Genomic DNA, 12,456 nt, shown 5'->3' on the forward strand with positions numbered 1-12,456 from the left:
CTTCTTTTGGTGAGGGGCCGCCATCTCCGTCAAAAAGACTGTGGTTAACCTCCTTTATTCCAAACATCATGGGCAATGAGCGCGGCCTCTACCCGATTTCGCGCGTGGAGCTTGGACAGTATTGCCGTCATGTAGTGCTTCACGGTCTTTTCCTGAAGGTCTAACTCGTCAGCTATTTCACGATTACTCAGACCTTTGGCCACACGTCGAAGTATTTCTTCCTCACGATGCGTAAGGTCATCGAGAAGGCTGCCGTTCTTAGAGATGCCGCTGTCAGTGTTGATTTGAAGTAGTACACGCGACGCCAAGCCCGGAGAAACGAACCCTTCACCTGCGGCGATGCTGCGTAAGGAAGCGGTTAGTTCGCTCGCGGATACTCCTTTCACAATGTACCCAATCGCTCCCGCCTCCAAGGCGTCCGCGACATCGCTGCTGTTCTCAGAGACCGTCAAGATTGCAATGAAGGGCGGGTTTGCCATTGCCGCAATTTTTTGTGTCGCGCTTATCCCGCCACCGGGCATCGACAGGTCAAGAATGACTATGTCTGGCTGATGCGTGCCGACCAGCGATACTGCCTCTTCAGCGCTGGACCCAGCGGCTAAAACTTCAAAACCATCAGCTTCATCCAACGTGCGTTGCAATCCATCCCTGAAAATTGGATGATCATCCGCTATAATTACAGATGTTGTCATGATGCACTCATCTTTCTGAATAACAGTGTCATAGCAATGGTGGTGCCTTCGCCCAGTCTCGATGCGACTTCGAACCTGCCACCAATACTCTCGACCCGATCTCGCAAGCCCATAAGCCCCTGGCCACCATCGTCTCGCAACGCGGTTTCTTCTGACCTGTCAAATCCAGGTCCGTCGTCTTTGACCTTTATGACTATGCGGTCGTTCTGCACCTCAGAGATAACTGTGCACTTGGAAGCTGGGGCATATCTCGCGGCGTTGGAAAGCGTTTCCTGGAGGAACCGAAACACACATAGTTTGTCGGACAATGACAGCTCTGGAGTTCGGCTGCCCTGAAACGAAATATCGGGTCGCAACGGGCTGTGTTCAGAGTGATCTTCTACGGCTCTCTTCACAACATCGACGAGTGATAGGCTGTCGATATCTGGTGCGGACAGTCCTCGCGATATAGCACGAATTTCAGCCAGTGACTTTTGCAGAGACTGCTGAATTTCCTCTGCCTCCTTGGGCTGTTCGGAACCTTTGGAAAACGCCGCCTCCAGTCTAAGGGCGGCGAGCGACAGGTATTGCGCAGGACCATCATGTAGCTCGGCACCAAGATTCTTGAGGAACCGATCTGTTTGCGTGGCATATCTTTCTGACGCCTCGACAACACGCGACCGCAGCTGGACATTCTGCTCAGCCATCCTCTCACTTTCTTTCAGGCGCTGTTTAAGAAGAGTCCCCTGTCGTCGAATTGTTTTGTCGCCGATTGCGACAATGGAATACAGAACAATAGTACTTGCAAGAAATGCGGAACCGACGACCAACCAACTTGTTCGCCTGGCCTTGGCTATGTCTAGCTCCAGCTGGTCAGCTCTTTCGTAGAACTCCGCAACTGCGATGATTTCACCGGACCAGAGTTCGCGGATAGGGCTGTAAACTTCAAGTAATGGTATCCCCAATGCCGCCTCGGCGGCGCTCTCGGCATGATCAAGCTCTTCGAACGAGCCGGAGATATCACCGCTCCACGCCCGCCTTAAGTCATCCGTTGGATTGAAACGGCTTCCAATGATGTCTGTATCCGAGGCATGCGCAATCACACCGCCTTGCTTCCAGAACTTGTAGGAGACAATGCGGTCACGCATTGGCTGGGTCATAAAAATCTCGTCCAGCGCCAGGCTCGCCTGCTCAGAAAGGCGGTCGCCATGTGCCAATTCCTGGCTGAGCGGGGATACTACGCTTTCCATATACAGCGCTGCGGAGTTGGCGGAGTTTTGCACGACAGCGTTCTGGATTCGATTTGACACCCAGACCCCAACGATTGCGGTAGCAGTACCCATCACGAAAATACTGGCCGCAAGAAACACTCGCGACAACGACCAATTGCCAATCGTCAGGTCAGTTACTTTCGCTCTCATCGTGAAATCGACTATGAACTACAATCTGCTATCGCACCACAGACCTTGGTCTGACGTGACCTGGCCTGAACTCGGAAACTGTGCATCTAACCTGTTGCCAAGCTTAAGCGACTTCCTTCTTTTTCGTTTGAGGCTGTGTCGGTCGACGAACGCAACCAGCGTTGAAAATGGACGAACCAAACACCCAATACGTGGTGCGCCATTGATGGCTGATTGTCAGAATTCTTTCTCAGTGTGCTCAAATTCGTTGCAAGAGACACTTCGCCTAGCTTTGCAAAGTCAGCTTTCTGCGCATCGCTGACCTTTGAGTTCGAGGAAGCTCTTTGAACTTTGTGCTCACGATTACCGCTGAAGGGATGTTCACGAGTGTCCGAAGTTCGGATTAGCCGGCGGTTGGCTGACAAAGGCGCAAGGGCTGCAACCGCTCCATAATTGCGACTTATGTTAAATCCCAAACAGTCTCTGGATCGGGGGCAAAGTCCGCTATTCTTATACCTGAGACTACGTTCGACCTGCGATGGTTGCCCAGTATCCGCTCATTTGCCCAAGCCCAATGCAGACTTCAGGATTGATGCGCAGTGGCATGTGGATATAAGAGATCAGAATAGACGTAGGCGCTTCGCTCTACGGGATTTTGCTATATTCAAGTCTTTGAATTTTCGGAACACGTAAGAAAATGCAAGCAATCAACAGAGCTTACTCTAAAATCATCAATGGTGCTTCTCAGTTCGTTATTCCAGTTTTCCAAAGGGACTACAGCTGGTCAGAAGAAAACTGCCGCCAGCTTTGGAAAGATATCCTCGACATTGCCGGAGATACTGGAAAGCGTCATCACTTCATGGGGTCGGTAGTGTACATTGCGACCAATGATAGCTCAGCGGGTTTTACCCGTTGGTTGCTTATAGACGGTCAACAGCGCGTCACTACGCTCACACTACTGATGATCGCGCTGCGGGATTACATAAAATCAACAGGGTGGAAGGGCTCCGATGATGGGCCTACCGCAAAAAAGATAAATGCATATTTTCTCAAAAACACCGAAGAGGAAGGTGATAGGGAAACCAAGCTACGCTTGCGTCGAAACGATGATGCAACCTTGCAGGCACTTATCGATGGCACTGAAATTCCTAGCCCTGCTTCAAAGGGTATTAAGGAAAACTATGAGCTGTTCTATGAACTGCTCTCGGATACTGATCCCGAGGTCGTGTATGCAGGTTTTAATCGTCTCGTGGTTGTTGATGTATCTCTAGAAAGAGGCATCGACAATCCACAGCTTGTATTTGAGAGTCTGAACTCCACCGGAGTAGATTTAAGTCCTTCAGACCTTATTCGAAACTTCGTTTTGATGGGCCTGGACGAACGGGAGCAAACCCGTCTGTATGATCAATACTGGGGCAAAATCGAAGCTTTGTTCAAGGGAAGTGAGCGGGTTTTTGACAACTTCATTCGCGATATTCTTGGTCTACGCAATAAGTCTCCGAAACTTGAGCGCACAGACAGAGTATACTCGGCATTTCGGAGTCAATTTTCCAAAACAGCAAATGATCTACAACAATTAGAAGACCTGCTGTCGGACCTTCTGAAGAAAGCGAGGTACTACGCTGCATTTGCAGTTCGGAGTCCGGATACTGAGCTAGGTAGGGCCTTCACAAGCCTTAGACGCAATGCAGACGTTCCTGCAATAACGGTTATGCGTCTTCACCAAACCTATTCAGAGGACAAAACGCTTAGCGAAAATGAATTCATCGAAGCTATTTACCTTCTGGAAAGTTATCTACTTCGAAGAACATTCATTGGAGCGCAGTCACGAGGCTATGGCACTGAATTTGCCAAGCTAGCCTATAAGATTGAAACAAAGAGACCTTTGGCATCTTTGAAAGCTGGAATGGCAAAGCTTCCCGCCAATTACGCCTTTCCAAGCGATCCTGAATTCAAAGCAGCCCTGCTTGACGGTGACGTGTACGGTAAACGAATCTGCTTTCATTTCCTCGATGCGCTGGAAAACCGCGGCAGCAGAGAGCAAACAGACACCTCGAAATACAGTATTGAACATGTCTTGCCACAGAATGAAAACCTCGGACCCGAGTGGCGCTCCATGTTGGGAAAGGAATGGCAGGACGTCCAAAAAAAGTGGCTTCACCGCCTCGGTAACCTGACACTTACAGGTTATAATTCCCGCTACAGCGATAAACCTTTCGGTAGAAAACAAAAAATTGAAGGAGGGTTTGCTGATAGCTCTGTCCGCCTAAACAAAGATATCAGAGACGCCGAAAGGTGGGGGGCAGATGAGATATCGGCACGTGGCAAGCGGTTAGCGAAAAGAGCGCTAAAACTATGGCCAGCTCTTGAAGCCGACCATAAGGTTGTTCGGGAAATGGAAGCAGCAGAAAAACGGGCGTTGGCGACGCGGCGGAACGTGGATGCGGTTCCAATGACTGATGATGCTGCACGTCTATTCACAAGCCTTCGGGAGAAACTCACAACCGCATTTCCTAACCATATAGAAATGGCTGAAAAAAAATCTGTGAGCTACCATGACCTCGATTTCTTCTTGGAAGTTATTCCAAGAAAGTACGAGCTTAGTTTGCTAATCGCATTGGACTACAATGAAGCCGCTGATGACGAAGGGGATATCCAAGACACGGCGAATTATAGTTTCATCACCAATTCAAATTATGATGCAGGAATCTTAATCTCGGTTGTAGATGACGAGGAGATTGAGTGGGCGATGGAGTATATTCTTCAAGCTCATTCATTACTGCCACAGTCAGTTATTGACTAATCTGTCAGTTCCGTGAGCTTCCGCAGAAAGGCTTGGACCATCGTACAGGTGCCTGCAATGATCGAACTCTCTTGATCACATAGCTTCCTAAGCTCTTTGAAAAAGCCTTAATTTTATGCGTTGAAAACCGGTTTTTTAGTCAGGATACGTTGCTTTTTAAAACGTTACATGATTCACGGCTCAGAAAACGGAGCGGTGATATGAGCGACCTCTTCTGGCTGACCGACGAGAAGATAGCCAAGTTTTCCCCTTTCCTCCCGCGGTCGCATGCAAGCCAGGGGTTGATGACAAAAGGGTAATTGGCGGCTTTATATTCATCAATCGCAACGGATTGCGATGGCGAGAGGCTCCTAAAGAATACGAGCCACACCAAGCGCTCTACAGCCGATGGAAACGTTTCAGCGTGAAAGGTATCTTCGCCCAGAAGATGATCGGCCTGGCGGCCGAACACGGAGAAAGAAAGACCGTGATGATCAACGCGTCCTATCTGAAGGTACACCGTACTGCGACCGGCATGGCCGCGAAAAGTCGAGGTATTGAAATTTGTCGTGCCGAAACCGCGATGGTGTGGCCTTTGCGCATTCCAGCACGAACTTACTGGGAGATGCCATTGCGAGTGCTAAAAGCCCGATTCAGTAAACGGGCCTACCGGCGCTGACGATTGTACAAGTTGAGCCAAGTAGCAAAGTCTCCTTTGAGATCCATCGCGGAGCGATAAAAGGAATTGATCGCACCCATCTTGCAGAATTCCGAATGGAACGCGTCAGCAAAATTTTCACACTCATTGACCCCGTTCCAAAGAAAGTGGTCTTGAGTAATCTTCTCGCGGCTCAACAAGTCCCTATATTCTTTCCCCGCGAATTCCTTCCCCAGGTCAGTATGAATTGACTGAAGCCTGATGTTCCTAACCTCGTAAACTGGAAGAACACAGTTCTCCAGGAAAGAACTAGCAGAGCAAAAGCTCGAAGACGGAGAAATCGACGCGATGACCTCTCCTGAGTATTTTGCGGCAAAGACATCGAGGACTACACGCTCCGATTTATTGAAAAGCGTGAAGGAAAAACGGTCTTGGCACCCTTGGTTGCGCGTATCTCCAGTGAAAAGTTCGGCATGTCTGAGATGTTTACTCATCAGATGTTCCTTTTTGATAGGGAAGTCAGTTGGGGTGGACTCGGCTACGAGCCATCTTCACCTCATGGCTTCTCAGACTTGCCGTACAGCTTTCGGTATCCAGAGATGGAAGTCCTCCGGAATTGGCTAAAGTCATGAGGTCTGACAGGCGTACTAGATGGCCTCTGCTTGTTTGGGCTTCCTTTTGTGCACCAAAAGTCTCGATCTGGCTCTTCGCGAGAAGGCCGAGCAAGCGGCGCGATGTTGTGCGGCGTGACCCAGCAAGTACTGCGACAGGCACGAAAGTAGATTGGAACCGCGCCAGCTGTTCCGGCGAGATCAAATAACCCTTGTTCGGACCATGCGAAACTTCGCGAGCTTCGAGCAGACCAAGCTTGCACCAGTGCACGACTGATTGAGGTTTCCAACCAGTGATCCTGGCAACATCCTGAGCTGTCCAGTCTTTTGAGAAACGCCCTTTACTCAGTTCTCTTTCCACGTCGCTTTTCAGATACTGGAACTTACCTAACAAGACTTCGCTATTCGCGTTTACAGGCACGATCTCACAATCAAAGATGCGCTGAAAAATTTGGAGGAGCACCGAACGATCCGTTGTTCTGCGAAGATTTAGATCCACAAAACTGATCGTCTCACCATCCCGTTGGACCGCGGAGGCACTGATACGAGCCAGCCGATCTGCAAGGGCAATTCTGTCAAAGCCACCGTCAATCAACGGGGGACGATCTTCCAAAGCAATTTCGCTAACCACAGCAGCTTCACGCAAAAGCTCAAGCTGCTTCCGTGAAACTCCAAGTAGGTTTCGGATTGTAGTGCCGTCGCAGTATCTTTCTCGATCAGCGAGGATGTTATGAACTTCCAGCCGAGGAATAACAGTATGAGTGTGCCCATATCCGCTCCGGCTTTGCTTGCCGGCAATCTGTTTCTTTTGAACCGCCTCAACCAGCCTCTGCGACGTGATCCCAATCTCTTGAGCAGCTTCCTTGGCAGACACCCATTCTCTTGATTCATTGACTTGCAATGAACCGAGAAAGGTTCCGCTGAACTCTTTTGAAACAGCTCCACCCAAAGCCTTGCGAACTGGTTCATATGCAGGATCTTTGAATTGCATGAACCGCTGATACCAATTGCCCAATCTTGCAGGCGCGGAGTTCAATGCCGGGTCAGCTTTAAACAGACGTTCGCGAACGTGATCTTCAAAACCGTTTGGCCAATTTTCCAAAAGCGAAGCAACCGGCTTAAGCAGCACAACAGCCTCCTCTACTGTTTTCGGCAATTTGGTCTTAAGAGCCTTGCCCGTTCGATTTGTTGAGAAGGACGAGGCTAGGAAATGAACAAAACGGCCGATATCTGCTGGAGGACTGGACACCAACTGCGTCGGAAGACCTGAGACTTCACTTGATGGAATGCCCGAAATCAACTGCGAGATTAGAACCTCATGTCGCGGCGCTGGCTGCACTGGAAGTCTCGACAGATCCGTTCCGCAAGAACATTTTCCGTGCCCTCCATTTTCGGGCGTAAGAGGCTCTGAGCATCGCGGGCAGGTATCTTCCAATCTGCACTTGTGCTCAGGGCACGCAGTTACCAAAGTGTGACGCCAGCTTTGGTGATAGACCTTACCGTCTGCGATACACATAGGGCACACTGGGTCAGACCAGCGCCGGTCAAATTGCCACTCGCGGCATGCGTCATTTGACTTGGCTTCCGGTGCGATTGCCGCGAGCTCGCCCGCAGGTAATCCACATTTGCGCTCCAAGTCGCCAATGCTCTCGATCAGAGGGCGTCCGTACCTGATACCAAGCTCCGAGAAGAAATCCCCCGTGTCGATGAACGCGTTGAAAGCGGACAATCTGCGAAGGAAGCCGAGGAGGCTTTCATTCGGCTGTGGAAATGTTGTTCTAGCCAGCATCAATAGTGTTCCAACACTGAAAATTCTTCCGTCGTGGAAGGTGCAAGCTCAAGGTCAGCTTCTTTCATGACGTTTACGAACGAACGGACCAAATCCAGTTCTTCGATATCATCAGATTCAAAGAAAAAATCTGGACGGTGTTGGGCTTGGAGAACGGAGTTCGCTGCCTTGGCGAGGCTGGCGTAGCTCAATACGTCGTTCTCGATGTAGGCGATTGCCCCGTGCAAGACTCGCATGACGATCCCAACGCGGCCGCCAGACACTCCGTAAAGGCGCACCACAATGTCATGAGGTTCAAAGTCAAACTCTAGGCCGGCTTCTTGCAAGCTGTTGAGTGGCGTTGCGATAGCGCCGGCGAAGTTGGTCTTTTCCTCTTCAACGGACCAGGAATAGGGCAACATGTAAGTGGATTTCATTGCCCGATCACGGCACTGTTCGTTCTCATCCAGAATTCTCTGAAACTTGGGCAACCCGCAGAGGACCAGCGTCACACCTGTGTTGTCCACGAGGCGTTTGAAATGGTCGGTAACGCCACGCTTTGACAGCCGTTCACCACGTTCGGCGCAGTGATTGCACTCGTCCATCGCAATGACACGAATGCCCTTGCTCGTGATTTCCTTGTATAGCTGTGCCTCGATCTCTGACGCAGATGACCCTCTCTTACCGCTCAGCTCCAGCGAAGCCAGCATGGATCGAACAAGCATTTTATCATTTGGCTTGTTGGGGATGGAACCGATGACAAAATCGCTGTCATAGACCCATCCCTGGTATTCAGTTGTTGGCTTACCGATAGTATCCCGCAGATCCTCAAGCATCCGGCTTTTTCCGCATCTTGTTGGCCCGAGGAAGGGCACGATTGACCCACCGAGCCGCTGTGCAAGGCTAATGGCTTCAATCAGTTCACTGCGCGTTTGTTGATACAAGGCGTGATAGACGGCTTGTTTCAGGACGTGACTGTAGTTCTGGTGACTCAACTGTGCCTCCGGGTTGATTTCTTCGGCATGTTCCCGGGCAAGCTAACTGTCGGCTTGATCCGTTTGCGTTTGGCTGAGTTGGTGGGATCTTCACCGGGTAGGCGATCCGAACGTTCAATTAGCTCTTTGTTGCGGGTCGCTGCGATCTGCTTTGCCCGGCGCTTTTTTGACGTAAGTTTGTCGGCCTTGTCTTTGAAGTCTTCATAGATTTGCAGCTCGGCTAGAATTGCCTGCGTTTCGATTTCCTCCACGTCAGGCGTGCGCAACGCTTTTCGTGCGGCATCCAACTGGGCAAATGACAACGCGGGGCAGTTTTCTCTCTTCGTAGGAACAAAAAAATGTTCGTGAGCCAGTTCGTCCCAGACAGCGATTTCTCGGATGTCATTTGGGTCGTATCGGATCTGAACCTTGTTTCTTACTCCAACGCGCTCAAGATAGTTCTTCAGCTCGTACGAAGCGTACCGAATGTTCTTGAACATGATACCATCTCGTTCAGCGACACGAACTGCGTCTTCAACCATAAACATTTCTCTGACTTGAATCGGAGATGGCGCGGGGGGAATAAAGTGGCGTCTACTCAGTCTGTTCCATGCGGCAATCGGAGACTCGTTGGTCCGCAGGATGTTTTGCACCCGCCGTCTTTGCTTTTGAGCGTAAGTGTCATACCGCCACCTTTGAAGCATTTCTTCAACTTCGCGAATGGTATAGACAGCTTCTGCTTCAGCGATTTTTGTGCGTTTTTTCGCGCCAATTTCTGACGTTTGGGAGGCCCCCTGAAACTGGGTAATAAATCGACTCAGTTCTCGGAAAAACCTCTCAATGAATGGCTTTTTATCTGGCTGGCCTGGAACGCACTTCAACCAGTCTTGTGCCGAAGCTGACAGAACTGACCCAATAATATCGCCTGAGTTTTCTGAACCTTGGTCTGATACCGTCAATTGTGGCGTACCGACGGCCTGAAACCTATTTTGGATTTTGTAGCGATCAAAGAACGCATCCGTTTTGGGTACGAAATCCTCCTTCATGGTTCTCGCGGTCAGACTGGATGATGGAGCACCCCAAGACACTTGAAGGCCCAGAATCAGGCCCGTTGCGCAATCGATGACCGCACACACTGTTGGACGTCCTACTGGATCTCCGTCATCATCCACGCACCACATGTCCAAAGTGGTGGAGTCCGTCTCGAGACGTTCGAATGGAACTTCTACTTTCTGGAGATTCATCGCGAGCAAGTATTGTTTTCTTGCTTCCGCACTGCCGAGCCTAAGTTTCACAACATCTGCATGTGGCAATAGTTGAATAATTGCGTTTACGCATTTGCTACCGCATGGCCCGGGCTTGAGATCCAGTTCTTCACATTTTTTCTGATACTTTGCTTTGGCAAGCCTTGCGAGAGACGTAACCGTCATGCGATCCGAAGTCAGAAACCGTTCTTCGAGCAGATCGTAAGTGACTTCTTCAAACAAGAAGTCGTATCTGGGCGCTCGGTTGCCTTTGTTCGTGTGTTTGGGTCGAAGCCCTGCATCGCCTTTTGAACGGTCCAGCTTATCCCAGGATTGAACAGTCCTTAGTGAGGGAAAACCATTAGCTCGGACAGACGTGTATTTGTCATCCAAGAAGTCTAGTACAAGTCGATTGTAAGCTGCCTGCCAAGTGAGACCACCTCCTCGATGCACTCTGATCGCTGTGATAACACGTTTTTTGAAGCTTAGTTCTTTCTGCTCAGAAGCATTAAGCATTCGGCGCAGTGACCTGGCATCTGCGTTCGGATCGAACGCCATCTCGGAGTGAATGAGTTCTCTGAATCTCTCAAAGCTGATGTGCGAATAAACACCGTCCTTGTCAGTCAGGGAGACTGAACCGTCGCGCACACCAACTTCTTCTACGGTGAAGGTCTGTTCTTCGATCAGAACATGCCAGCCAACATACTGTCGCTCAACGTTTGTCATAACTCGATGATCTCCAGATGATTGGTTTTGGGAGTTGGCGACAAACACGCAAACGAAGCCGGCCCAAGACGTCGACTATGAAGATCCACTGCAAGAAACCCGGAAAGGATAGCGCAAAGTAGTTCGTCCGAACCAAGATCAAACTCGGAGATCAGCTGACCAAGACGGACACTTTCGTTTGGCACTTCAGCAAGGATCTCTAGAGTTTTCTCAGTTGGTGGCCTGTCAATAACAGCCTTCAGCGTGCGGACGTTGTGAGCCACGGTTTCCGTCAGCGTTTCGTCTGTAATCAGTGTCCAGTGATGGCCAACAGATTTGAAAAACTTTGGCAAAAAATCCCGATGGAGGTCCTCGTTGACCCGACTTTCAGCTTTGGTTTCAACGAAAGCTGCTCGACCATCCCACATTCTGACGAGGAAGTCGGGTGTGTAAGGCTTGGGGCGATAGCGCTTTCCGACAAACTCATCGATAAGATTCTCTTTTTTCGCATAAGACCTTCCCGATAGAAGATCATATGTGCAAGGTTGGGGCCGGAAACTGGCTACACGCGGATCCAACGCCAGCGCAAAAGCAGTCGTGGCCTCCAATGTGCTCTCCAATTGGATGTATCCAGCACATTTCGGAACACTGACGTAATTTGCTCTCTTTTTTTGCCCCGCTTTTCTTACGATGCGGGATGTTGGGTGTGACTTGGGGTCTTTTTTCACTGGTAGATCTTGTACTATCCTTGATGGGATTACCCGAATAGGATATTCGGATACAGAATACAAGGAAAAAAATGGCGGAAAAATCCGGCAGCCTTGAAGGCGTGGCAAAAAGAGAAAACTGGATCGAGCTTGGCGAAGCTCTTTCAGAGGCAATGAGTCAACCAGAACTCTACGGGCTCCGAACTTCGAGCGAAGTTCTCCAACGTGTAGCTAATATCAAAGGAAAACAATCGGATAGCTTAAAGAAAACTGTGAATGTAAGCGCTTGGTTAAAGCAAAATTACCCGGATATCTTTGCCGCGAGACCTCCATGGCTCGGCATGACCCTGGTGATGTTCCTGATGAAAATGAATGAATTGGACCCTTCGGAAGCCAAAAAATCGGCCGCCGAAGTCTTTGCGGGCCATTCCGGTCAGGTTGCGCTCAAGAAAAAGTATGACGAACTACGAAAAAAGAGAAAGCAGGCGCCTAATTCAGTCACCAGTACTGCGATTTCTGCACCAGAAAGAGCTCAGCAGTTCGAAACCATCGTGACCGACTACTTCGAACGCTTTGGGGCGAAGTTGTTCAACACCAGTCATGTCACCATTCTCTCAGGCAAAGTTATCGAACCGGTCAAACCCGATCTTGTCGTGGACTGTGCAGACGGACGCCGGTTTGCAATCGAAACAAAGTCATATCGTAGTCAAGTCAACCGCCGCGATATTATCGGTATACTGGGGCAATTGGCGTTAATTCAAAAACTTGTGCCCGAAATTCTCATGATTGTGCCCGAAGGAAGCGCATATGACTTGCGTAGGATGAATGATTTGCGCGACAAACTCTCCTTAAAGGGTATTCGCTTTGCGACATTGCCCGAAAAGAGAGCTGAACGAGCTACAGACCTTAGGGTAACCGAATAAAGCTATTTGCAGG

Annotated in this window: 9 protein-coding genes and 2 pseudogenes; 3 read left to right on the forward strand and 8 right to left on the reverse strand. The window is 49.9% G+C overall.

From position 1 onward, the window contains the following. Positions 1-44: 44 nt before the first annotated feature. Positions 45-692, reverse strand: coding sequence for a response regulator (locus ACR0IM_RS13995; RefSeq protein WP_480594780.1), 648 nt, complete (start codon positions 690-692; stop codon positions 45-47). Then, positions 689-2,092 carry a sensor histidine kinase gene (locus ACR0IM_RS14000; RefSeq protein ID WP_480682295.1) on the reverse strand — a complete coding sequence of 468 codons (1,404 nt, stop codon included), beginning with the start codon at positions 2,090-2,092 and terminating at the stop codon, positions 689-691. Before ACR0IM_RS14000 ends, ACR0IM_RS13995 begins: the two co-directional genes overlap by 4 nt. 676 nt (positions 2,093-2,768) lie before the next feature. Between ACR0IM_RS14000 and ACR0IM_RS14005 the strand changes: the two genes are divergently transcribed. Both ACR0IM_RS14005 and ACR0IM_RS14010 read left to right on the forward strand, forming a co-directional pair. Beyond that, positions 2,769-4,874, forward strand: a complete 2,106-nt coding sequence (locus ACR0IM_RS14005) for a DUF262 domain-containing protein (protein WP_480682296.1) — start codon at positions 2,769-2,771, stop codon at positions 4,872-4,874. A gap of 200 nt (positions 4,875-5,074) precedes the next feature. Continuing rightward, positions 5,075-5,409, forward strand: a pseudogene (locus ACR0IM_RS14010) (transposase); the annotation flags it as partial. Between the two features lie 110 nt (positions 5,410-5,519). Here ACR0IM_RS14010 and ACR0IM_RS14015 read toward each other — a convergent pair. The 6 genes and pseudogenes from ACR0IM_RS14015 to ACR0IM_RS14040 form a co-directional block, all read right to left on the reverse strand. Then, positions 5,520-6,005 (reverse strand): hypothetical protein, encoded by a 486-nt coding sequence (locus ACR0IM_RS14015; RefSeq protein ID WP_480682297.1) that lies wholly within the window; start codon positions 6,003-6,005, stop codon positions 5,520-5,522. Between the two features lie 25 nt (positions 6,006-6,030). After that, the gene (locus ACR0IM_RS14020) at positions 6,031-7,461 is read right to left on the reverse strand and encodes a hypothetical protein (RefSeq protein WP_480682377.1); all 1,431 of its coding nucleotides are present in this window, start codon (positions 7,459-7,461) and stop codon (positions 6,031-6,033) included. A gap of 105 nt (positions 7,462-7,566) precedes the next feature. Further along, positions 7,567-7,911: pseudogene (locus ACR0IM_RS14025) on the reverse strand (TniQ family protein); the annotation flags it as partial. After that, a complete protein-coding gene (locus tag ACR0IM_RS14030) occupies positions 7,911-8,885 on the reverse strand; it encodes a TniB family NTP-binding protein (RefSeq protein WP_480682298.1) in 975 nt (324 codons plus the stop codon). The pseudogene ACR0IM_RS14025 and the gene ACR0IM_RS14030, both read right to left, overlap by 1 nt. Beyond that, a complete protein-coding gene (locus tag ACR0IM_RS14035; RefSeq protein ID WP_480682299.1) occupies positions 8,882-10,834 on the reverse strand; it encodes a Mu transposase C-terminal domain-containing protein in 1,953 nt (650 codons plus the stop codon). Before ACR0IM_RS14035 ends, ACR0IM_RS14030 begins: the two co-directional genes overlap by 4 nt. Continuing rightward, complete coding sequence (locus ACR0IM_RS14040; RefSeq protein WP_480682301.1) at positions 10,831-11,541, reverse strand: hypothetical protein; 711 nt, start codon at positions 11,539-11,541, stop codon at positions 10,831-10,833. Before ACR0IM_RS14040 ends, ACR0IM_RS14035 begins: the two co-directional genes overlap by 4 nt. A gap of 71 nt (positions 11,542-11,612) precedes the next feature. Between ACR0IM_RS14040 and ACR0IM_RS14045 the strand changes: the two genes are divergently transcribed. Continuing rightward, positions 11,613-12,443 carry a hypothetical protein gene (locus tag ACR0IM_RS14045; protein WP_170803269.1) on the forward strand — a complete coding sequence of 277 codons (831 nt, stop codon included), beginning with the start codon at positions 11,613-11,615 and terminating at the stop codon, positions 12,441-12,443. Positions 12,444-12,456 lie beyond the last annotated feature (13 nt).

The organism is Ruegeria sp. BF6 (genome assembly GCF_056538665.1).